The 23,700-nt window shown below is 63.6% G+C and carries 15 protein-coding genes, 1 tRNA gene and 1 pseudogene; 14 read left to right on the forward strand and 3 right to left on the reverse strand.

Annotated features, from left to right (window positions below; genetic code table 11):
• Positions 1 to 139: 139 nt before the first annotated feature.
• Complete coding sequence (locus AAFX91_RS21560; RefSeq protein WP_394567798.1) at positions 140 to 925, reverse strand: SDR family NAD(P)-dependent oxidoreductase; 786 nt, start codon at positions 923 to 925, stop codon at positions 140 to 142.
• A gap of 150 nt (positions 926 to 1,075) precedes the next feature.
• On the opposite strand from AAFX91_RS21560, the gene AAFX91_RS21565 reads away from it, so the two are divergent.
• Together AAFX91_RS21565 and AAFX91_RS21570 are read left to right on the forward strand one after the other, a co-directional pair.
• Positions 1,076 to 1,783 (forward strand): histidine phosphatase family protein, encoded by a 708-nt coding sequence (locus AAFX91_RS21565; protein WP_394567800.1) that lies wholly within the window; start codon positions 1,076 to 1,078, stop codon positions 1,781 to 1,783.
• Between the two features lie 74 nt (positions 1,784 to 1,857).
• Complete coding sequence (locus AAFX91_RS21570; RefSeq protein WP_394567801.1) at positions 1,858 to 2,625, forward strand: SDR family NAD(P)-dependent oxidoreductase; 768 nt, start codon at positions 1,858 to 1,860, stop codon at positions 2,623 to 2,625.
• Between the two features lie 92 nt (positions 2,626 to 2,717).
• Here the strand turns inward: AAFX91_RS21570 and AAFX91_RS21575 are convergent, their stop codons facing one another.
• Entirely contained in the window at positions 2,718 to 3,938 is a 1,221-nt protein-coding gene (locus AAFX91_RS21575) for a serine hydrolase domain-containing protein (protein WP_394567802.1), read from the reverse strand.
• A gap of 152 nt (positions 3,939 to 4,090) precedes the next feature.
• Here AAFX91_RS21575 and AAFX91_RS21580 point away from each other — a divergent pair.
• From AAFX91_RS21580 to AAFX91_RS21635, 12 genes are all read left to right on the forward strand, one after another.
• Positions 4,091 to 4,166: transfer RNA gene (locus AAFX91_RS21580), tRNA-Trp, on the forward strand.
• A 217-nt stretch (positions 4,167 to 4,383) separates the two neighbouring features.
• Complete coding sequence (gene secE, locus AAFX91_RS21585) at positions 4,384 to 4,575, forward strand: preprotein translocase subunit SecE (RefSeq protein ID WP_016840554.1); 192 nt, start codon at positions 4,384 to 4,386, stop codon at positions 4,573 to 4,575.
• A gap of 20 nt (positions 4,576 to 4,595) precedes the next feature.
• Positions 4,596 to 5,126 (forward strand): transcription termination/antitermination protein NusG, encoded by a 531-nt coding sequence (gene nusG / locus AAFX91_RS21590; protein WP_130577520.1) that lies wholly within the window; start codon positions 4,596 to 4,598, stop codon positions 5,124 to 5,126.
• A gap of 103 nt (positions 5,127 to 5,229) precedes the next feature.
• Positions 5,230 to 5,658 (forward strand): 50S ribosomal protein L11, encoded by a 429-nt coding sequence (rplK, locus tag AAFX91_RS21595; RefSeq protein ID WP_282531866.1) that lies wholly within the window; start codon positions 5,230 to 5,232, stop codon positions 5,656 to 5,658.
• Between the two features lie 6 nt (positions 5,659 to 5,664).
• Entirely contained in the window at positions 5,665 to 6,357 is a 693-nt protein-coding gene (gene rplA, locus AAFX91_RS21600) for a 50S ribosomal protein L1 (protein WP_394567803.1), read from the forward strand.
• Positions 6,358 to 6,452: 95 nt separating this feature from the next.
• The gene (locus AAFX91_RS21605) at positions 6,453 to 7,409 is read left to right on the forward strand and encodes a 2-hydroxyacid dehydrogenase (protein ID WP_394567805.1); all 957 of its coding nucleotides are present in this window, start codon (positions 6,453 to 6,455) and stop codon (positions 7,407 to 7,409) included.
• A 535-nt stretch (positions 7,410 to 7,944) separates the two neighbouring features.
• Complete coding sequence (rplJ, locus tag AAFX91_RS21610) at positions 7,945 to 8,463, forward strand: 50S ribosomal protein L10 (RefSeq protein ID WP_130577507.1); 519 nt, start codon at positions 7,945 to 7,947, stop codon at positions 8,461 to 8,463.
• A 56-nt stretch (positions 8,464 to 8,519) separates the two neighbouring features.
• On the forward strand, positions 8,520 to 8,897 hold the full coding sequence (gene rplL / locus AAFX91_RS21615) for a 50S ribosomal protein L7/L12 (RefSeq protein ID WP_130577506.1): 378 nt from the start codon (positions 8,520 to 8,522) through the stop codon (positions 8,895 to 8,897).
• Between the two features lie 437 nt (positions 8,898 to 9,334).
• Positions 9,335 to 13,453 (forward strand): DNA-directed RNA polymerase subunit beta, encoded by a 4,119-nt coding sequence (gene rpoB, locus AAFX91_RS21620; RefSeq protein WP_130577505.1) that lies wholly within the window; start codon positions 9,335 to 9,337, stop codon positions 13,451 to 13,453.
• A gap of 199 nt (positions 13,454 to 13,652) precedes the next feature.
• On the forward strand, positions 13,653 to 17,852 hold the full coding sequence (gene rpoC, locus AAFX91_RS21625) for a DNA-directed RNA polymerase subunit beta' (protein WP_394567807.1): 4,200 nt from the start codon (positions 13,653 to 13,655) through the stop codon (positions 17,850 to 17,852).
• A 179-nt stretch (positions 17,853 to 18,031) separates the two neighbouring features.
• Entirely contained in the window at positions 18,032 to 20,086 is a 2,055-nt protein-coding gene (locus tag AAFX91_RS21630) for an FAD-dependent oxidoreductase (protein ID WP_394567809.1), read from the forward strand.
• A gap of 153 nt (positions 20,087 to 20,239) precedes the next feature.
• Positions 20,240 to 22,264: an ABC transporter ATP-binding protein gene (locus AAFX91_RS21635; protein WP_130577502.1), complete on the forward strand. Its 2,025-nt coding sequence runs from the start codon at positions 20,240 to 20,242 to the stop codon at positions 22,262 to 22,264.
• Here the strand turns inward: AAFX91_RS21635 and AAFX91_RS21640 are convergent.
• Positions 22,195 to 23,447: pseudogene (locus AAFX91_RS21640) on the reverse strand (FAD-dependent oxidoreductase). The gene AAFX91_RS21635 and the pseudogene AAFX91_RS21640 overlap by 70 nt on opposite strands.
• Positions 23,448 to 23,700 lie beyond the last annotated feature (253 nt).

Below are 23,700 nucleotides of genomic sequence, written 5' to 3' on the forward strand. Positions count from 1 at the left end.
GGTCCTCCTTGCCGACCAGTTGACCTGTTACCCATGTCGCCGGTCTATTCTGTTACCCATGTAGCCGGTCAGGACCCCCGCGACACCTTCTCCCACAAGGGGAGAAGGGAAGAATGCGCGTCATGTTCCGCAATCATTCCTAAATCGGCTTGCCCGTGTACGGCATCGACGCCGTGAGGCCGCCATCGACCGGGATCGCCTGACCGTTGACGTAAGACGCCTCATCGCTTGCAAGGAACAATCCCATCGCGGCGAGCTCGTGCGGCTGGCCGGGGCGCTTGAGCGGATTGAGCTGGCCGATCTTGTCCGAGGTGCCGCGCTCCTTGGCGCGGTCGAACACCGGCTTGGTCATGCCGGTCTCGATCAGGCCGGGGCAGACCGCGTTGATGCGCACGCCAGTGCCGGACAGCGAATAGGCGGTGGTCTGCACCAGGCTGATGACGCCGGCCTTGCTGGCGCCGTAGGGATGTCCGCTGGCACCGGCTTTCAACCCCGCCACCGACGCGGTGCAGATGATCGAACCATATCCCTGCTTGGTCATATGCGGGATCGAATGCTTGATCGCGAGGAACGGTCCGATCAGGTTGATGCGCAGCACCTCCTGCCAGTGCTCGACCGTCTGGTCGGCGAGCGGCACCAGGCCGCCGCTGATGCCGGCATTGGCCCAGATCGCATCGAGCTTGCCGAATTTCGAAAGTGCTTGATCGATGACGGCCTTCACGTCGGCTTCGGAGCCTGCATCCGCCATCACGGCCTCGACGGTGCCGCCGGCCTCGCGGACGAGCTTTGCGGTCTCGTTCACGCCCTCGGCGCGGTCGACCGCGATCAGTTTTGCGCCTTCCTTCGTGAACAACAGAGAGGCAGCGCGCCCGATGCCGCTTCCCGCGCCGGTAATGATGACGGATTTGCCTTCGAGGCGGCCCATGTGTTTCTCCCTGATAGCTTTGCGTATCGGCGCTTGCCGCTGCGCGGAATTCAAACAAGATTTCAAACGCCCGAGTCACTTCAGACAAGTCACTTGAGACGTTATGTGCTCTGACGTAGGACACGTGCACACTATTCAAGGGGTCTTGTGATGTCCAATGCTGACAAGTCAAAGGTAGTCACGACGCGGTGGTGGTGGGTTCGGCATGCGCCGGTGCGCAGCGATGGCGGCAACATCTACGGCCAGAAGGACATTGAATGCGACACCAGCGATCGCGAAGTGTTCGACGCGGTCGCGAAGATCCTGCCGCGCACCGCGGTCTGGTACGCAAGCAACCTGATGCGCACGCATCAGACCGCGGAGGCGATCTGGGCGGCGGGTTTTCCGAAGCCTGCCAGCATGGCGAAGGAAGCCGCGTTCGCCGAACAGCATCTCGGCCGGTGGCAGGGCATGAACCGCACCGCGTTCCTTGCCAGCCGCCCGGTCGGCAGCCACTGGTTTGCCGATATCAACGAGCCCGCGCCTGATGGCGAGAGCTTCATGGATCTCTATACCCGTGTCTGCCGTGCGATCGTGCGGATCAATGTCGCGGAAGCCGGCAAGGACGTGATCGCGGTCGGTCATGGCGGCACGATCAAGGCCGCCGTCGGTCTGGCGCTCGGCGGCCAGCCGGAGAGGGGACTTGCCTTCGACATCGACAATTGTTCGGTGACGCGGCTCGATCATATCGCAAGCGCGGACACCAGCCTCTGGCGGTTGCCGATGGTGAACCAGCAGCCATGGATCGCGGACGCAAAGCATGCCGCGATGCATCAGCCGGCCGGACCGGAAGTCGTGCCGGAGAACAAGCTCGCCTGACGCACAGTTGTCCGCGATGGCGAACGCTGCTTAGCTCGGAACCAACATCAAGACATCATTTGTGGGAGAGAAACATGAGCTTATTCGACATGAAGGGAAAAGTCGCCGTCATCACCGGCTCGACACGCGGTATCGGCCGCGCCATTGCCGAGCGCATGGCAGAGCATGGCGCCAAGGTGGTGATCTCCTCGCGCAAGGCCGATGTCTGCGACGAGGTGGCGAAAGAGATCAACGGCAAGTTCGGCAAGGGTACTGCAGCCGCGGTCGCGGCGAACATCTCGAGCAAGGAGAACCTTCAGAACCTCGTCGACGAAAGCAACCGCGCCTTCGGCAAGATCGATGTGCTGGTCTGTAACGCGGCGTCGAATCCCTATTACGGCCCGCTGGCCGGCATCTCCGACGACCAGTTCCGCAAGATCCTAGAGAACAACATCGTCGCCAACAACTGGCTGATCTCGATGGTGGTGCCGCAGATGATCGAGCGCAAGGACGGCTCGATCATCATCGTGTCCTCGATCGGCGGCCTGAAGGGATCGACCATCCTCGGCGCCTACGCGATCTCGAAGGCCGCCGACATGCAGCTCGCGCGCAATCTCGCCTGCGAATACGGCAAGCACAATATCCGCGTGAACTGCATCGCGCCCGGCCTGATCAAGACCGACTTTGCCAAGGCGCTGTGGGACAATCCGGAGAACCTGAAAGCCTCGACCGCGCGCTCGCCGCTGCAGCGCATCGGCATCCCCGACGAGATCGCCGGCTGCGCGGTGCTGATGGGATCGAAGGCCGGCGACTTCTTGACCGGCCAGACGGTGGTGATCGACGGCGGTGCGACGATCAGTTGAACACACAGCGTCATTCCGGGGCGCACGAAGTGCGAACCCGGAATCTCGAGGTTCCGGGTTCAGCCCTGACGGGCTGCCCCGGAATGACAGCGTCAGTCCAGCGCCGCGTAGACGCCGTTCCTGACCAGCGTGCGGGTATAGTCGCGCTGGCCCGGGCCCTGCGACATGAACACCGCGAACAGCTCCTCGACCGGATCGATCCAGAAGAAGGTGCCGGCGACGCCGCTCCAGAAGAACTGGCCGACCGAGCCCGGAAACGGCGCGATGCCCTGATGGGTGCGCACCGCAAAGCCGAGGCCGAAGCCGTGGCCGGGTGGGACCAGCGTACCCTGGATCTTCACGTGCGGGCCGAGGTGATCCGACGCCATCAGTTGCAGCGTCTTGCGGCCGATCATCCTGGTGCCGTCGAGTGAGCCGCCGTTGAGCAGCATCTGCGAGAAGCGGGCATAGTCCATCGTGGTCGAGACCAGCCCGCCGCCGCCGGATTCCATCGCCGGCTTCTCAAGCATGTTGAACAGCTGCACCTTCTCGCCGGTCCAGGGATCGGTCGAGAATGCCTCGGCGAGCCGGCTGGCATTCTCCTCGCCGGTGTAGAAACCGGTCTCGGTCATCTGCAGCGGCGCCAGGATGCGTTCGGTCAGGAAGGCACTGAGCGTCTTGCCGCTGACGACTTCGATGATGCTGCCGAGGAGGTCGGTGGAGCGGCTGTAGTTGAACTCGGCGCCGGGCTGGCAGATCAGCGGCATGCTCGCGAGCAGGGTCGCGTGCTCGGCATTGGTGATCTTGCGGCTGCGCAGCCGCGATTGCTGATAGAGCTGCTGCACCAGGCCGTTGCCGGTGTGGTCGTAAGTCAGGCCGGAGGTGTGGCGGAGCAGGTCCTGGATCGTCATCGGGCGGCTGGCCGGCACCAGCTCGAGCTTGCTGTTGTGCTCGACGCCGACCTTGGTCTCGGCGAACTCCGGGATGAATTTCGCGACGGGATCGCTGAGCAGGAAGTGGCCGTCCTCCAGCAGCATCATGATGCCGACCGAGACGATCGGTTTGGTCATCGAAAAGATGCGGAAGATGGTGTCATGCGCAATCGGCGCCCCCTCGGGGGCCTGCCGGCCGATCGTGTCGAACCAGCCGATCTGGCCGCGGCGGGCGACCAGCACGGTGGCGCCGGGGATGGTTCCCTTGTCGACCTCGCGCTTGAAGGTGTCGGACATCCGCTGCAGCCGGACGCTGGAGAGGCCAAGCTGCTCCGGCCTGGCGGAGGGCAGGGGTGGCGTCTGCGGGGCGGATGTCGGCCTGGGGGCGGTTTGCGCGGTCATGGTCTCTCCCGTTGCTTCTTGTTGTGGCGGCGACGGCTAAAGTCTGGCCGAGAAGTGTGATCTTGAACAGGGTGTTTACCGCTTCACCCTTGCATTCGGGGCATGCCCTGTGCTTCAAACGGCGCGAACCGGCGGCAACGCTTCGGTTCCTTAGGAGTGTAGCTCAATTGGTAGAGCACCGGTCTCCAAAACCGGGGGTCGCAGGTTCGAGCCCTGCCACTCCTGCCAGCATGCCGATATCTTGACGTTTCACCGCTCCCGCAGTACATACCCGCCACCTGCAGCCGGCCCGCGATTAAAAGGCGGATATCCGGCGCGGCTTTAAATCCCCCGAACAACCGAGCCTGTTAACCGGCTCATCCTTCGCGAGAGGGCTGGGCGCTCAAGGACTGTTCGGATTCCTGAAACACTTGAATCGTCTGACGACGGACGCGGACTTTAAAGAATGGCTTTCAGCCCGTTCAAATTCCTGCAGGAAGTGCGCTCGGAGACCGCCAAGGTCACCTGGCCGACCCGTCGTGAGACGACGATCACCACGATCATGGTGTTCGTGATGGTCGCGCTGGCGTCGATCTTCTTCTTCGCCGCGGACCAGATCATCCGCTATCTTATTACCCTCATCCTGGGCATCCACTGATGAGCACGTTAACGCAATCCATGGACAAGCGCTGGTACATCGTCCACGCCTACTCGAACTTCGAGAAGAAGGTGGCGGAATCGATCCGCGAACAGGCCAAGCAGCGCGGGCTGGAAGAGCTGTTCGAACAGGTGCTGGTCCCGACCGAGAAGGTCACCGAAGTCCGCCGCGGCCGCAAGATCGACGCCGAGCGCAAGTTCTTCCCCGGCTATGTGCTGGTGAAGATGAAGCTCACCGACGAAGCCTTCCACCTGATCAAGAATACCCCGAAGGTGACCGGCTTCCTGGGCGCGGAAAACAAGCCGATGCCGATCTCGGAAGCCGAGGCCATGCGGATCCTGCACCAGGTGCAGGAGGGCGTGGAAAGACCGAAGGCGTCGGTGTCGTTCGAGATCGGCGAGAATGTGCGGGTGGCCGACGGGCCGTTCGCCTCGTTCTCGGGCGTGGTGGAAGAAATCGACGAGGCGCGCTCGCGCGTGAAGGTCGCTGTCTCGATCTTCGGCCGTGCCACCCCGGTCGAACTGGAATTCGGTCAGGTCGAGAAGGTCTGATTTGAAGAGGACGTGGGAGGAAGGGGGCGGTCGCCAGCCGCTCCCGGTCCGAACCACGGAACCTGAACCCGCCGGACAATGTCCGGCACAACAGGAGTGATACATGGCAAAGAAAGTGACCGGATACCTGAAGCTTCAGGTCCCGGCCGGTGCGGCGAACCCGTCGCCACCGATCGGCCCCGCGCTCGGTCAGCGCGGTCTCAACATCATGGAATTCTGCAAGGCGTTCAACGCCCAGACGCAGAAGGAAGAGAAGAACACCCCGATCCCGGTGGTCATCACCATCTATGCGGATCGTTCCTTCACCTTCGAGATGAAGACGCCGCCGATGTCTTACTTCTTGAAGCAAGCTGCCAAGATCCAGTCCGGCTCGAAGGCGCCGGGCCGCGACAAGGCCGGCCAGGTGACCAAAGCGCAGGTGCGCGAGATCGCCGAGAAGAAGATGAAGGATCTCAATTGCGACACCGTCGAAGCGGCCATGAAGATGGTCGAGGGCTCTGCCCGTTCGATGGGTCTGGAAGTTGCGGGGTAAGGCGCCATGGCAATCGGAAAGCGTTTGAAGAAGGCCCGCGAAGGTATTGACCGCGAAAAGCTTTACCCGCTCGCGGACGCCATCAAGCTGGTCAAGGAGCGGGCCAAGTCGAAATTCGACGAGACCATCGAGGTCGCGATCAATCTCGGCGTCGACCCGCGTCACGCCGACCAGATGGTGCGCGGCGTGGTGACCCTGCCGAACGGCACCGGCCGCACGCTCCGCGTCGGTGTGTTCGCCCGCGGCGCCAAGGCGGATGAGGCCAAGGCGGCGGGTGCCGACGTCGTCGGCGCCGAAGACCTGGTCGAGAAGGTGCAGGCCGGCAATATCGACTTCGACCGCTGCATCGCCACCCCCGACATGATGCCGCTGGTCGGCCGCCTCGGTAAGGTGCTTGGTCCGCGCGGCATGATGCCGAACCCGAAGATCGGCACCGTGACCATGGACGTCACCGGCGCCGTGAAGGGCGCCAAGGGCGGCTCGGTCGAGTTTCGCGTCGAGAAGGCCGGTATCATCCAGGCTGGCGTCGGCAAGGCCTCGTTCTCCGAGGACAAGCTGGTCGAGAACATCAAGGCGCTCGCGGACGCCGTGGTCAAGGCCAAGCCGGCCGGCGCCAAGGGCACTTATGTCCAGCGCGTGGCGGTTTCCTGCACCATGGGCCCGGGCGTGAAGGTCGAGCCGGGCACGCTGCTGGGCTAACCGCTGGCAAGGTGCATGAATAAAGAGGGCGGGATCGGGCAGCCGGTTCCGCCCTTCGCTTTACGGCGTGGCGTAGCTTGCAGGAAAGAACAACAATGCCCGATAAGGTCCTGATCTATTCGCGCTTTCCCAAGGCCCAGCTCCAGCGTTTCGGCGAGCGCTATGAACTGTTGAACGCTGCCGGCAAGCGGCCGAACGAGGTGTTCTCGGCCGCGGAACTCGCCGACATCCGGGCGCTGATCACCGCCGGCGGCAGCGGGCGGCTCGGGGCCGACGCCATGGACATGATGCCGAAGCTCGGCGCGATCATCTGCTACGGCACCGGCTATGACGGCATCGATCTTGCCGCTGCCGCGAAGCGCAGCATCGCGGTCGGCAACAGCCCCGGTGCCAATGCGGCCTCGGTGGCCGACATTGCGGTGACGCTGATGCTGGCGGCGGTCCGCCGGCTGCCGGTCGCGGACAATTATGTGCGGAGCGGCGACTGGGCGGGGGCAAAACCATCGCCGATGATGCGGCCGCAGGCGGGCATGCGCGGCCGCAAGGTCGGCGTCTATGGCATGGGCGAGATCGGCCGCAAGATTGCCGCGCGCGTCGCCGCCTTCGAGACCGAAGTCGGCTATTTCAGCCGCAGCCGGCACGACGTGCCGTATCAGTATTTTTCGAGCCTCGAGGCGCTGGCCGACTGGTGCAGCGTCCTGATGATCGCGGTGCGGGCCGGGCCGGACAACAACCACGCCGTCAATGCCGATATCCTCCGCCGGCTCGGCCGCGACGGTTTCGTCGTCAACATCTCGCGCGGTTCTGTAATCGATGAGGCCGCGCTGGTTGCAGCACTGTCGGACCAGATCATCGCCGGCGCCGGCCTCGACGTCTACGCAACTGAGCCGCACGCGCCGGATGCGCTTACCGCGTTGCCGAACGTCGTCCTCACGCCACATATCGGCGGCCACACCCTGGAATCGCATGTGGCTATGCAGGACTGCGTGCTGGCCGATCTCGACGCATTTTTCGCCGGCAAACCGCTGCCTTATCAGGTTCGGCTCGCCTGATCTGTCCGCGGCCCGAATTTTGCTCTTGGCAAGCGCGAGCGGAGCCGCTAAATAGCGTCCTCCGGGCGTGCTGGCGATCGCTGGCACGCTCGTGCTCGCATTCCGAAAACTTGGCTCGATAGGAGAGTTTCCTTCCAGGCATCCACTTGGATTGCTCGAAAGGAAGCGAACTCGTCGGCCCCGTTGGAATGAGGGCAGGGGCTTCGGCTTAGCCGTTGGCCTCGATCCTGTCCGAGACTGCAGGCGCCCGCGACAAACTTCGGTTTTTCAACGGCTTAATCGCATGGCCTGCATAGACGGGTGAAAACCGGATTTGCTTCGCGCGGAGCCTTAAGCGGGCCTTGCAGAAGCCGACTTGGTTCGAACCTCGACAGCCCGCGGCCGAAAGGCCGACGGGAGGGCAGGCTTCAAGAATGTCGTCTTGCCCGGCGTGTCCCTCGGACTTCGGTCCCGAGGCATAAGGTTTGGGTGGGACGATGGGTGCAACCCGGCGGTCCCGCGCGAGCGAAAGACCGCCAACCGGAGAGAGCTTGCTGTGGAACGAGCGGCAAAAAAAGAGGCGGTCGAACAGCTCAACGAGGTCTTCAAGACCACGAGCGTCGCGATCGTTGCTCACTATTCCGGCCTCACCGTCGCCCAGATGCAGAAGCTGCGCATGCAGATGAAGCAGGCGGGCGCCTCGGTGAAGGTCTCGAAGAACCGTCTCGCCAAAATTGCTCTTGAAGGCACTGACGTCGCTGCCATCGGCTCCCTTCTGAAGGGGCCGACCGTGATCGCTACCTCCAACGATCCGGTTGCGGCGCCAAAGGTTGCCATCGATTTCGCCAAGGCGAACGAGAAGTTCGTCATCCTCGGCGGCTCGATGGGTAAAACCGTCCTGAATGTCGATGGCGTCAAGGCGCTTGCCTCGCTGCCGTCGCTGGACGAACTGCGCGGCAAGATCGTCGGCCTCATCGTGGCCCCGGCGACCAAGCTCGCCCAGCTCTCCAATGCGCCCGCGGCCAAGCTCGCGCGCGTCATTCAGGCTCATGCCTCAAAGGGCGAAGCGGCCTGACGCCCTTCGCAAAACTCAAACCCTGGTTCGAACCAAACGTTTAAGGAAACAGATCAATGGCTGACTTGCAGAAAATCGTCGACGACCTCTCGAGCCTCACCGTGCTCGAAGCGGCCGAACTCGCAAAGCTCCTGGAAGAGAAGTGGGGCGTGTCCGCCGCCGCTGCCGTGGCAGTGGCTGGTCCCGCCGCTGGTGGCGCCGCCGCCGCTCCGGCCGAAGAAAAGACCGAGTTCTCGGTCGTGCTGGCTGCGGCCGGCGACAAGAAGATCGAGGTCATCAAGGAAGTCCGCGCCATCACCGGCCTGGGCCTGAAGGAAGCCAAGGACCTTGTCGAAGGCGCTCCGAAGCCGGTCAAGGAAGGCGTCAACAAGGAAGAAGCCGACAAGATCAAGGCCCAGCTCGAGAAGGCTGGCGCGAAGGTCGAACTCAAGTAATGCGCGAGGCGGGGGTGCGCCCGGCGCGCCCCCGCCATGCAAAAGGCGTGCGACGGGTTGTCGCGCTACGGGTTATACACAAAAAAGTGTGGGGATTCGTAGACTTAACCCTCGAATCTCCATGATCGCCGTCCCATATCGGGGTGGCAGCGGAAAACACGGTTGGCGGCGGGGGCGGCAGGGCTTCCACGGGAACCGTTGGGAGACAGGCAGATTTCGGGCTTTTTCAGTCCGTGAAGCGAGAAGTTTTGACGGGCGGGTGCGTCAAGCGCCCCGCGCGTCCTTTTGCGTTTTGAAGGTGACAAGAACGAATTGAGGATTTGGTTCCTGAATTTGGCCCTTGTTCCTTCGAAACGAATCGAAATTCAACCCGGGCGCGGTGGCAGCCGCGCTCCGGAAGGTACGCCCCAAAAGGGCGGCGAAAATGAGAGGCCCCGATGGCGCAGCAGACATTCACCGGTCGCAAACGCGTACGCAAGTTCTTTGGTCACATCAAGGAAGTCGCGGAGATGCCGAACCTCATTGAGGTTCAGAAGGCGTCCTACGACCAGTTTCTGATGGTCGATGAGCCCCAGGGGGGGCGGGCGGACGAAGGCCTGCAGGCCGTGTTCCGTTCCGTGTTCCCGATCTCGGACTTCTCCGGCACCTCAATGCTGGAGTTCGTGCGCTACGAGTTCGAGCCGCCGAAATATGACGTCGACGAGTGCCGCCAGCGCGGCATGACCTTCGCTGCGCCGCTCAAGGTGACGCTGCGCCTCATCGTGTTCGATATCGACGAGGAGACCGGTGCCAAGTCGGTCAAGGACATCAAGGAGCAGGACGTCTACATGGGCGACATCCCGCTCATGACCATGAACGGCACCTTCGTCGTCAACGGCACCGAGCGCGTCATCGTCTCCCAGATGCACCGCTCGCCGGGCGTGTTCTTCGACCACGACAAGGGCAAGACCCACTCCTCGGGCAAGCTCCTGTTCGCGGCGCGCGTGATCCCCTATCGCGGCTCCTGGCTCGACATCGAGTTCGACGCCAAGGACATCGTGTTCGCGCGCATCGATCGCCGCCGCAAGATTCCCGTGACCTCGCTGATGTACGCGCTCGGTCTCGACGGGGAGCAGATCCTTTCGACCTTCTACAAGAAGATCAGCTACAAGCGGACCAAGGAAGGCTGGCGCGTGCCGTTCGACGCCAACCGTTTCCGCGGCTATTCCACGGTCAACGACCTGATCGACGCCGACACCGGCAAGGTCGTGCTCGAGGCCGGCAAGAAGCTCACCGTTCGCCAAGCCCGCCTGTTGCAGGAGAAGGGCCTCAAGGCGTTGCGTCTGTCGGATGAGGAACTGGTCGGCAATTACCTCGCCGAGGACCTCGTCAATCCGAAGACCGGCGAGATCTACGCCGAAGCCGGCGAGGAGATCACCGAGAAGCTCCTGAAGTCGCTCAACGAGCAGGGCTACAAGGACCTGCCGCTGCTCGACATCGACCACGTCAACGTCGGCGCCTATATCCGCAACACCCTGTCGGCTGACAAGAACATGACGCGCGAGGACGCGCTGTTCGACATCTACCGCGTGATGCGTCCCGGCGAGCCGCCGACGCTGGATTCGGCGCAGGCCATGTTCCAGTCGCTGTTCTTCGATTCCGAGCGCTACGATCTCTCCGCGGTCGGCCGCGTCAAGATGAACATGCGCCTCGAGCTCGATGCGCCCGACACCCATCGCACGCTGCGCAAGGAAGACATCCTCGCCGTCATCAAGACGCTGGTCGACCTGCGCGACGGCAAGGGCGAGATCGACGACATCGACCATCTCGGCAACCGTCGCGTGCGCTCGGTCGGCGAACTCATGGAGAACCAGTACCGCATCGGCCTGCTCCGCATGGAGCGCGCGATCAAGGAGCGCATGTCGAGCGTCGATATCGACACCGTCATGCCGCAGGACCTGATCAACGCGAAACCGGCGGCGGCCGCCGTGCGTGAATTCTTCGGCTCCTCGCAGCTCTCGCAGTTCATGGACCAGACCAACCCGCTCTCGGAGATCACCCACAAGCGGCGCCTGTCGGCGCTTGGCCCGGGCGGTCTGACCCGCGAGCGCGCCGGCTTCGAGGTGCGCGACGTGCACCCGACGCATTACGGTCGTATCTGCCCGATCGAGACGCCGGAAGGTCCGAACATCGGCCTGATCAACTCGCTCGCGACGTTTGCGCGCGTCAACAAATACGGCTTCGTCGAGACGCCCTACCGAAAGATCAAGGAGGGTCGCGTCACCGACGAGGTGGTGTACCTGTCGGCAATGGAGGAGGGCCGCTACCGCGTCGCGCAAGCCAACGTGCCGCTGGATCCGAAGGGCCGCTTCACCGAAGACCTCGTGGTCTGCCGTCATGCCGGCGAAGTGTTGCCGGTGACCCCTGACAAGGTCGACTACATGGACGTGTCGCCGAAGCAGCTCGTTTCGGTGGCCGCCGCGCTGATTCCGTTCCTCGAGAACGACGACGCCAACCGCGCGCTCATGGGCTCGAACATGCAGCGCCAGGCGGTGCCGCTGGTTCGCGCCGAGGCGCCGTTCGTCGGCACCGGCATGGAAGGCGTGGTTGCCCGCGACTCGGGCGCCGCGATTGCGGCCCGCCGCTCGGGCGTGATCGACCAGATCGACGCCACCCGCGTCGTCATCCGCGCCACGGAAGATCTCGATCCGACCAAGTCGGGCGTCGATATCTACCGTCTGATGAAGTACCAGCGCTCCAACCAGTCGACCTGCATCAATCAGCGTCCGCTGGTGAAGGTGGGGGACATCGTCAAGAAGGGCGACATCATCGCTGACGGTCCGTCGACCGATCTCGGCGAGCTTGCGCTCGGCCGCAACGTGCTGGTCGCGTTCATGCCGTGGAACGGCTACAACTTCGAAGACTCGATCCTGCTCTCCGAGCGGATCGTGAAGGACGACGTCTTCACCTCGATCCACATCGAGGAGTTCGAGGTGATGGCCCGCGATACCAAGCTGGGTCCGGAGGAAATCACGCGCGACATTCCGAACGTTTCGGAAGAGGCGCTGAAGAACCTCGACGAAGCCGGCATCGTCTATATCGGCGCGGAAGTGCGCGCCGGCGACATCCTGGTCGGCAAGATCACGCCGAAGGGCGAAAGCCCGATGACGCCGGAAGAGAAGCTGCTCCGCGCCATCTTCGGCGAAAAGGCCTCCGACGTCCGCGACACCTCGCTCCGCGTGCCCCCGGGCGTGCAGGGCACGATCGTGGAAGTCCGCGTGTTCAACCGCCACGGCGTCGACAAGGACGAGCGTGCGCTGGCGATCGAGCGGGAGGAGATCGAGCGTCTCGCCAAGGACCGCGACGACGAGCAGGCGATCCTGGACCGCAACGTCTACAACCGTCTCGCCGAGCTCCTGGAGAACCGCCAGGGCATCTCCGGTCCGAAGGGCTTCAAGAAGGACACCAAGATCACCCGCGCGGTGCTCGATGAGTATCCGAAGTCGCAGTGGTGGCTGTTCGCCTCGCCCAACGACAAGCTGATGGCCGAGATCGAGGCGATGCGTAAGCAGTACGACGAGTCGAAGAAGGGGCTCGAGCAGCGCTTCCTCGACAAGGTCGAAAAGCTGCAGCGCGGCGACGAACTGCCGCCCGGCGTGATGAAGATGGTCAAGGTCTTCGTCGCGGTGAAGCGCAAGATCCAGCCCGGCGACAAGATGGCCGGCCGCCACGGCAACAAGGGCGTGGTGTCCAAGATCGTGCCGATCGAGGACATGCCGTTCCTCGAGGATGGTACGCATGCGGACATCGTGCTGAACCCGCTCGGCGTGCCCTCGCGCATGAACGTCGGCCAGATCCTCGAGACGCATCTCGGCTGGGCCTGCGCCGGCCTCGGCAGGCGCATCGGCCAGACCATCGACGCCTATTACCAGAGGCAGGATCTCAAGCCGCTGCGCGAGACCCTGAAGAGGATCTATGGCGACGATGAAACGATCCGCTCGCTGAACGACAACGAGCTGATCGAGCTCGGCCGCAATCTGAGCCATGGCGTGCCGATCGCAACCCCGGTGTTCGACGGCGCCAAGGAGGCCGACATCGAGGAGATGCTGAAGCTTGCCGGCTTCGACGCCTCCGGCCAGTCGACCGTCTATGACGGCCGCACCGGCGATCCCTTCGATCGCAAGGTGACGGTGGGCTACATCTACATGCTGAAGCTGCACCATCTGGTGGACGACAAGATCCACGCCCGCTCGATCGGCCCGTACTCGCTGGTCACCCAGCAACCGCTGGGCGGCAAGGCGCAGTTCGGCGGCCAGCGCTTCGGCGAAATGGAGGTGTGGGCGCTGGAAGCCTATGGCGCGGCCTACACGCTGCAGGAGATGCTGACCGTGAAGTCGGACGACGTCGCCGGCCGTACCAAGGTGTACGAGGCGATCGTGCGCGGCGACGACACGTTCGAGGCCGGTATCCCCGAGTCGTTCAACGTGCTGGTCAAGGAAATGCGCTCGCTCGGCCTCAACGTCGACCTGCACAATTCCAAGGTGGGACCGGCGCCGACGTCGGAAGCGGCCGAGTAATTTCGTGAAGGCGGCGGTGACGCCGCCTTTGCCGCCGTCATCGTCCGCCAACGGGTCCGGCAAAAGGCCGGCCCGATGACAAGCTCCGGCGGACGATCCAGTAACCCGCGGCTGCGGTGATTACTGGATGCCCCGCCTTCGCGGGGCATGACAGAAAAGGAATGCATGGGCCGACGAAAGTCGGCAGACGGAGAAGACCATGAACCAAGAGATTATGAATCTTTTCAATCCGACGACGCCGGCCCAGGTCTTCGACCAGATCCGGATTTCGATCGCGTCCCCGGAGAAGATTCTGTCCTGGTCCTACGGCGAGATCAAGAAGCCGGAGACCATCAACTACCGCACCTTCAAGCCGGAGCGGGACGGGCTGTTCTGCGCCCGCATCTTCGGGCCGATCAAGGACTACGAGTGCTTGTGCGGCAAGTACAAGCGGATGAAGTACAAGGGCATCATCTGCGAAAAGTGCTCGGTCGAGGTCACGCTGTCGCGCGTCCGGCGCGAGCGCATGGGCCATATCGAGCTCGCAGCGCCCGTCGCCCACATCTGGTTCCTGAAGTCGCTGCCGTCGCGCATCGGCCTTCTGCTCGACATGACGCTGAAGGATCTCGAGCGCATCCTGTACTTCGAGTACTACGTCGTGCTCGAGCCGGGTCTCACCGCGCTCAAGGACCGTCAGCTCCTGTCGGAAGACGAGTACCTGAGGGCGCAGGACGAATACGGCCAGGACAGCTTCACCGCCATGATCGGCGCCGAGGCGATCCGTGAATTGCTGAAGGGCCTCGAGCTGGAGAAGCTCGAGCTCTCGCTGCGCGCCGAGATGCAGGAGACCGACTCCGACATCAAGCACAAGAAGCTCGCCAAGCGGTTGAAGATCGTCGAGGCCTTCCGCGTCTCCGGCAACAAGCCGGAATGGATGATCATGACGGTCATTCCGGTGATTCCGCCGGATCTGCGCCCGCTTGTGCCGCTCGATGGCGGCCGCTTCGCGACGTCTGACCTCAACGACCTCTACCGCCGCGTCATCAACCGCAACAACCGCTTGAAGCGGCTGATGGAGCTGCGCGCGCCCGACATCATCATCCGCAACGAGAAGCGCATGCTGCAGGAGGCCGTCGACGCACTGTTCGACAACGGCCGCCGCGGTCGCGTCATCACGGGCGCCAACAAGCGTCCGCTGAAGTCGCTCGCCGACATGCTCAAGGGCAAGCAGGGGCGCTTCCGTCAGAACCTGCTCGGCAAGCGCGTCGACTATTCCGGCCGTTCGGTGATCGTGGTCGGTCCCGAGCTGCGCCTGCATCAGTGCGGCCTGCCGAAGAAGATGGCGCTCGAACTGTTCAAGCCGTTCATCTATTCGCGGCTTGACGCCAAGGGCCTGTCGACGACCGTGAAGCAGGCGAAGAAGCTGGTCGAGAAGGAGCGGCCCGAGGTCTGGGATATCCTGGACGAGGTGATCCGCGAACATCCGGTGCTCTTGAACCGCGCGCCGACGCTGCATCGCCTGGGCATCCAGGCGTTCGAGCCGGTGCTGATCGAGGGCAAGGCGATCCAGCTTCACCCGCTGGTCTGCGCCGCGTTCAACGCCGACTTCGACGGCGACCAGATGGCCGTGCACGTTCCGCTGTCGCTCGAAGCGCAGCTCGAAGCGCGCGTCCTGATGATGTCGACCAACAACATCCTGCACCCCGCGAACGGCCAGCCGATCATCGTGCCGTCGCAGGACATCGTGCTCGGCCTCTACTACGTCTCGATCATGCGCGAAGGCCTGCCCGGCGAGGGCAAGGTGTTCGGCGACATGGCCGAGCTCGAGCATGCCCTGCACTCGAAGGTCATCCACCTCCACACCAAGATCAAGTACCGGTGGGAGGGCCTCGACGAGGAAGGCAAGAAGAGCAAGCGCTGGATCGAAACCACCGCGGGCCGCGTCATGCTCGGCAACCTGCTGCCGAAGCACCCGAGGACTTCGTACGACATCATCAACAAGCTGATGACCAAGCGCGAGATCTCCGGCGTGATCGACCAAGTCTACCGGCACTGCGGCCAGAAGGAGACGGTGATCTTCTGCGACCGCATCATGGCGCTCGGCTTCTACAACGCCTTCAAGGCCGGCATCTCGTTCGGCAAGGACGACATGGTCGTGCCGGCGTCGAAGTGGAAGATCGTCGACCAGACCCGTACGCTGGCGAAGGATTTCGAGCAGCAGTACAATGACGGCCTGATCACCCATGGCGAGAAGTACAACAAGGTCGTCGACGCCTGGTCGAAGGCTGGCGAAGAAGTCGCCAAGGCGATGATGAAGGAGATCTCCTCGACCAAGAAGACGGCCAGCGGGGCGGATGCCGACATCAACTCGATCTACATGATGGCGCATTCCGGTGCGCGTGGTTCGCCGGCGCAGATGCGCCAGCTCGCCGGCATGCGCGGCCTGATGGCGAAGCCGTCGGGCGAGATCATCGAGACGCCGATCATTTCCAACTTCAAGGAAGGCCTCTCGGTGCTCGAGTACTTCAACTCGACCCACGGCGCCCGCAAGGGCCTCGCGGACACCGCGTTGAAGACCGCGAACTCCGGGTACCTGACCCGCCGCCTGGTCGACGTGGCGCAGGACTGTATCATCACGTCCAGCGACTGCGGCACCCATCTCGGCATCAAGATGCGCGCCATCATCGATGCCGGCACGGTGGTCGCCTCGCTTGGCTCGCGCATCCTGGGCCGCGTGGCCTGCGATGACGTGCGCGATCCCGCGACCAACGACGTCCTGATCGCGCGCGGAACGCTGATGGAGGAGTCCCATGTGGACGCCATCCAGAAGGCCGGCATCCAGGAGGTGAAGATCCGTTCGGCGCTGACCTGCGAGCTCATCAACGGCATCTGCGCCAAGTGCTACGGACGCGATCTCGCCCGCGGCACCCCGGTCAACCACGGCGAGGCGGTCGGCGTGATCGCGGCGCAGTCGATCGGCGAGCCGGGCACGCAGTTGACGATGCGTACGTTCCACATCGGCGGCGCGGCGCAGATCAACGAGCAGTCGTTCGTGGAGTCGAACTTCGACGGCAAGATCGTGATCAGGAACAAGGCGATCGCCCGCAACAGCGAAGGCCACCTGGTCGCGATGGTTCGCAACATGGTGGTTGCGATCGTCGATGCCGACGGCACCGAGCGTGCGACCCATCGCATCCAGTACGGCTCGCGCATGCATGTCGACGAGGGCGATATGGTCAAGCGCGGCCAGCGCATCGCCGAGTGGGATCCGTACACCCGTCCGGTGCTCACCGAGGTCGAGGGTACGATCGGGTTCGAGGACCTGGTCGAGGGCCAGTCGATCTCGGAGACGCTGGACGAATCCACCGGTATCGCCAAGCGCGTCGTCATCGACTGGCGATCGACGCGTGGCGGCGCGGATCTGCGCCCGGCCATCGTGGTCAAGGGCAAGGACGGCAAGGTGATGAAACTGGCGCGTGGTGGCGATGCCCGCTACATGCTGTCGGTCGACGCGATTCTGTCGGTTGACGTCGGTGCGCAGGTGAAGCCCGGCGACATCCTGGCGCGTATCTCGACCGAGAGCGCCAAGACCCGCGACATCACCGGCGGTCTGCCGCGCGTGGCCGAACTGTTTGAGGCGCGCAAGCCGAAGGATGCGGCGATCATCGCGGAAGTGGCGGGCACCATCCGCTTCGGCCGCGACTACAAGAACAAGCGCCGCATCTCGATCGAGCCGACCGACAAGACCGAGGAGCCGCGCGAGTACCTGATCCCGAAGGGCAAGCACATCCACCTTCAGGACGGCGACATCGTCGAAAAAGGCGATTTCATCGTCGAAGGCAATCCGGCGCCGCACGACATCCTGGCGATCAAGGGCATCGAGGAGCTCGCTGCCTACCTGGTCAACGAAATCCAGGAGGTCTACCGGCTGCAGGGCGTGCTCATCAACGACAAGCACATCGAGGTGATTGTCCGTCAGATGCTGCAGAAGGTGGAGGTCACCGATCAGGGCGACACCGACATGATCTCGGGTGAGCAGGTCGACAAGATCGAGTTCGACGCGCTCAACACCAAGGCCAAGGAAGAGGGCAAGAAGCCCGCGACCGGAACCCCGGTGCTGCTCGGCATTACCAAGGCGAGCCTGCAGACCCGCTCGTTCTTCTCGGCGGCCTCCTTCCAGGAGACCACCCGCGTGCTCACCGAAGCCGCCGTCAACGGCAAGGTGGACCCGCTGGAAGGCCTCAAGGAGAACGTCATTGTCGGCCGGCTGATCCCGGCAGGCACGGGCGCCTCGATGGCTCGGATCCGCGAAGTCGCCATGAAGCGCGACAAGCTGATCCTCGACGAGCGCGAGAAGCAGGCGGCGATCGTGCCGTCCGCACCCGAAGCGGAGCCGCTGGCGCTGCCGCCTGCGGAGTAACACCCCGCAAAACTACGGTACTCACGAAAAGGCCGGCTTTTTGCCGGCCTTTTTGCTGCTCTCCTCTTGTGCTGCGCTGCAGGAACGCGCTTTGTTCATCTTTCCTTCAGACAGAAAAGCGCTTCTGCTAAGAGCGGCCGCGGCCGGGTGCTTCGCCCGCCCGGAAGAACGGAATCCCCATGCTTGATCTCGCAATCGTTGGCGGCGGCCCCGGCGGGCTGATGAGCGCCTGGTACCTGAAGAGGAAGCTCGGCGACCTCTGCCGCGTCACCATTTACGAGGCGTCGGACCGGCTCGGCGGCAAGATCGTCACGCGCAAATTCGATACCGCACCCGCGACCTACGAGGCCGGCGTGGCCGAGATCTACGATTATTCGATGACGGGCCCGGATCCGCTGCGCGAACTAATTCAGCATTTCGGCCTGCAGACCATTCCGATGGATGCCGAGCAGGTCCAGCTCGACGGCGAGTTCCTGAACGACGTGCCGGGCATGCGCCGCAAATACGGCGCGAAGACCGCCGAGGCGATCGAAGCGTTCCGCAAGCGCTGCACCGAGATGATCTCGCCGGCCGAATACTACGAAGGCGTCGGCGCGCACGACAACGAGCATCCCTGGGCCCACAAGACCTGCGAGCAGTTGCTCGACGAGGAGGTCGAGGACCCGACCGCCAAGCGCTTCTTCAAGGTGATGGCGCGCTCCGACATCGCGACCGAGAGCCACAACACCAACGGGCTCAATGCGCTGAAGAATTTCGTGATGGATATCGACGGCTATATCGGCCTGTACTCGATCCAGAACGGCAATGAGCAGCTCGTCGAATGCCTGCGCTCGGAAGTCGATGCCGACATCCAGCTCAATCACCGGGTGCTGAAAGTCGGCAAGGCCGGCAACGGCCGCTACCGCCTCAACATGATGAACGGGAAGGGGCCGGAGACGCGTGACTTCGACCTCGTGCTGGTCTGCCTGCCGCATTCCTGGCTCGCCACGCTCGGCTGGGACGGCGAGGAGTTGCGCCAGTCGATGGTCAAGCACATCTCCTATTTCGACCGCCCGGCGCACTACCTGCGCGTCTCGATCCTGTTCGACGAGCCGTTCTGGGGCGAGAAGATCCCGGGCTCCTGGTTCATGTCGGATGCGTTCGGCGGCTGCTGCGTCTACAACGAAGGCTCGCGCCACGACGTTGGCAGGCACGGCGTCCTGAACTGGCTGATTGCGGGTTCGGACGCGCTGGCCTTTGCCAATCTGACCGACCAGGAACTGATCGATGCTGCGTTGAAGTCGCTGCCGGCTTCCCTCGGCAATGCGCGCGAGCATTTCCTCGAGGGCAAGATCCACCGCTGGCTGAGCTCGGTGAACGCGCTGCCCGGCGGCCTGCCGGCGCGCGACGTCATGACCAACCATCGTCCCGAGCCGAAGGACCATCCCGGCATCGTCGTGGTCGGCGACTATCTGTTCGATTCCACCCTGAACGGCCTGCTCGATTCCTCCGATGCCGCGACCGACATCATCCTGACCGAGATGATCCGGCTGCGCCATGCCCGCGCCCAGGCCGAGCGGCCGCTGTCGGACAAGATCGACCGCGATTATTTCGAGAATTATCGCGGGCAGGGTCCGTACAGCGAGGCGTGGCGCCACTTCACCGATCCCGCGCTGCTGATGGAGATGATCCAGCTCGTCTGGGGCGAGGCCAAGGGCTACAAGCTCCTGGTGGCGGGCTCGGCCAGCGGCGAACTGGTCGGCGCGCTGCGCGAGCGCGGGGTTGACGCCTGGGGTGTCGAGAACAACCGCTTCATCCACGGCAAGACGCCGAAGGCGCTGCAGAAGTACAACAAGCTCGGCTCGGTCGTCGACCTGCCATTCGAGGACAACGAATTCGACTTCGTGTTCGAGACCAGCCTCTGCCATCTCGGCGGAAAGCAGGTGGTGCGCGCGGCGCGCGAACTGCATCGCGTGGTCAAGACCGGCCTCGTGTTCGGCTCGGTGACCTCGGATCTCGCGCCCGGCTTGATCGACCGCTACGATCTGTTGCGTGGCGTCAAGAAGCTCGCCACCTGGTGGGAATGGTCGGAACTGTTCTTCGGCAACGGTTTTGATCTCGCCGCCCACCGTCGCGACTGCACCGAGGCGCTGTGGGCCGCGGCGCGCGCCGCCAACAAGGGCCCCGGCCAGTGGTACGGCGATTCCGACGCATTGCGCTATTCGTTCTTCGACAAGGTCGAGGACGAGGATTGACCCAAGGATTGACCTGAGGATTGACCGGCGCAATCGGCCGGTTCAATTGCTTTGCCCAATCCTTGCTGATCGCATAGAATCGTTGGCATAGCGCGTATCGCGCTGTCGCGCTCGATTTGCGGTCATGCCGGCCGTGCAGTATCGGTTGGTTTCATGGCATCGAAGCCCCCATCATCTGACGGTCACAATCCGGTTGCGACGGATGAACTCGAGCTGAAAAAGAAGCTCGGGGCGAATGCCGATTCCGCTACGTCTAGGCCCGGCGGGAAGCCTTCGTCGACATCACCGCCTCCCGATGATGATGACGAAGCCGACGACGAGAACGAAGTCGAGCTCGATGACGATGATGAGGACGAGGACCTCGTCGTCTTCACCGCCAAGGAAGCCGCCGGCGCGCTCGCCACGATCTACGGCTTCGTCAAGCCGTATCTCGCCAACTACAAGCAGATGCTGGTCTTCGTCAGCTTCGGCCTTGTGGTCGAGACGTTGTTCAACGTCATCATGCCGCTCAGCCTGAAGTTCCTGATCGACGATGCCCTTGGCGAGGAAGATTTTCAGGCGCTCTACAAGATCCTCGGCGTGCTCGCCGCCGCCGGGATCATCACCTCCATCATCGCGGTCTGGTACGAACGCTGGGACGCGCGGCTTGCCGCCTGCATCATTTCCGACGCGCGGACCAAACTGTTCGAGCACGTCCAGAACCTGCCGTCGGCCTATTTCGCCCGCACCAAGCGCGGCGAGATTCTGTCACGGTTCTCGATCGATCTTTCGGCCTTCGAGGGCTCGGTCAAGAGCTTCGCCAACAGCGCCGCCTTGCCGTTCCTGGAGCTCATTGCCGGCATCATCCTGATGCTGTTCCTGAGCTGGCAGCTCGCCGTGGTCGCGCTACTCGTGTTTCCGATCACCCTGATCGGGCCGCGGATCCTGACCCCGAAAGCGGTGCAGGCCAATTACGAGCAGAAGCTGAACGAGGCCGCGCTGCTCGGCACCGTGCAGGAGAATGTCGCAGCCCAGGCCGTGGTGAAGGCGTTCAACCTGCAGCGCCGCGCGCTCGGCTGGTTCACGATGCGCAACAACGACGTGCGGCGGAAGGCGGCCTCCGCGATGTTCCTGTCGACCATGGTGGAGCGCACCGTCACCATCGCGGTGCTGCTGTTGCACCTCGTGGTGCTCGCGATCGGCGCCTATCTCGCCACCAAGGGCCAGATCACCATCGGCACCTTCGTCACCTTCGAAAGCGCATTCTGGGAGGTGTCCTACAACATCGCGCACCTGATGCACTTCATCCCGGTGTCGATCCAGTCGGCGGCGGCGGTGCAGCACATCCAGGAACTCCTGGACGAGCCGACGCGCGGCGCCGACCGGCCGGGCGCGCCGGACCTGCCGCGCATCACCAATGACATCACCTTCGAGCGCGTGACCTTCCAGTACGAGGGCAGTCAGGAGCCGCTGCTGGATAATTTCAGCCTCAAGCTCAAGGTCGGCCAGCGCATCGCGATCGTCGGCCCCTCTGGCTCGGGCAAGAGCACGCTGCTCAATCTGATCCTGCGGCTTTACGTGCCCGACGAGGGCCGCGTCACCATCGACGGCGTCGATATCCGCAAGGTGACGCGCGGATCGCTCAGGCGGAGCATGGCGGTCGTGTTCCAGGAGAACATGCTGTTCAACATGTCGATCCGGGAGAACATCCGCCTCGGCAAGGAAGGCGCGAGCGACGAGGAAGTCGTGGACGCCGCGCGCAAGGCCGAGATCCATCGCTTCATCATGAGCCTGCCGCAGAAATATGACACCGTGGTCGGCGAGCGCGGCGACACGCTGTCGGGCGGCCAGCGCCAGCGCCTCGCGATCGCGCGCGCCATCATCCGCAATCCGTCCGTGCTGCTGCTCGACGAAGCCACCTCCGCCCTCGACCAGACCACGGAGGCCGCGATCAACCGCACGCTGTTCAGGGTCGCCGCGGGTCGCACCATGATCTGGTCGACGCACCGGCTGACTTCGGTGGTCGACATGGACGAGATCATCGTGATCTCCGGCGGTAAGGCGATCGAGCGCGGCACCCATGCCGAGCTGCTCGCCGCAAACGGCATCTACCGCAAGCTCTGGGACGATCAGGGCCATGTCGCGCACAATGCCGCCGCGCAGGCCGACGACGACGATGAAGACGACGACGAGGAGTGATCGCTCAGCTTGACGTCGCGATCCGGCCTTGCCGCGCTGGGCGAAACGCGCCGGCGGTGGAATAGCGGACGCCTTGCGCGAAGCGGACCACGAAGCGGCCCCAGCGTCCGGCGCGCCAGGTCAGGCCATGGTCGATCGATAGCGAGCGAAGGTGGTAGGCCTTGGCAAGCGATCGTGCCTCGCAGGCCTGCTTGACCGGATCGTCGTAGAACGCCTGGATCTTCCGCACGTCCATGCCGTCGCTCGAAAGCCACGCCGGGATGTGGACGTTGCACAGTCGCTCGACGTCGGTGAAGACCTTGTCGCTACCGGTGCCGGCGGCGGGGCAGGAGGTGGAGAACGCGTCGCCGACCAGGACGATGCCGGGCTGCAAATATCCTTCGGTGACGTAGAGATCGGCGGGCCTGATCCTGATCGGCCCGGAGACCATGAAGCCTCCGGTCATGCGCGCAAGCCCTGGCATTGTGCTGAGCATGGTTGCTTCCGGCGACTCCCTGAACTGCTGCAGCCATGGATCGGTCATGTCGCGGTAGACCATGAGATTGGCGCGCATCGTTCCGCCGATCGGGAACAACGTAAGATAGGCCATGCGCGCGCTCGGCCGGCCCGGCCAATAGGTCAGCGCTGGAAAATCGAACATCACGCGGCCGGCCGGCACGACATCGAAGCCTGGCGTGATCGAATGGCACGCGCTGGTGATGCGGCGCTGCATGCCGAGCGTGTGGCGCAGGCCGGTGTTCAGGCCGTTGGCGAGCACGATGAGCCGTGCCGAGATCTCCTCATTGTTCGACAGCACGATCTTCTGCCGGTCGGCGCTGTTTGAAACAGCATAGGCCTTGGCATGGATGATCTCGACATCACCGGGAATCTGCGCGCGCATGGTGTTGACCAGCGTGTCGTAGAGGATGCCGTGCTGATCGCTGGGCTTCTTGGCGACGACATAGCCGAACCGCGCCTCCCACACCTGGCCATCCAGCGTCGTGGCGCGCAGCGTCTCTTCGGCGAGGCCGGTCTTGCGCAACAGCTCGAGTTGGTCTCCGCCGAGCTTCTCGCAGCGCAGCTCGGGCGGGTAGTTCAGGTGCGGGTCGATCAGGCACGCCGAGATGCCCGCGCGTCCGAGCATCGCCGCGGCGGTCGAACCGGCGAGCCCGCCGCCGATGATGGCAACATCCGTGTAGCGCATGCGTCTTGCCTCTGATCGCAAGGCTCCATGCATGGCCGAGAATCGCAAAGGAACCCTGAACTGGTGCTTCACAATCCAGTCAGTCCCGCGTCCGCTTAATTGAAAAGCAATGTCCCGCAAGGACGATCAGTGCGGTCGAAGAGCGCGAATTTCGATGATCACGGTAACGATCGATTGTGAGCGTCACGAGAGGATCGCCGTGCCCGGCCTTGACTTGCGCGGAATGCTTTGGATTGCCCGATCGGGGTGATTG

Origin of the sequence: Bradyrhizobium sp. 31Argb (genome assembly GCF_043638955.1) — a bacterium.
Lineage (GTDB): Bacteria > Pseudomonadota > Alphaproteobacteria > Rhizobiales > Xanthobacteraceae > Bradyrhizobium.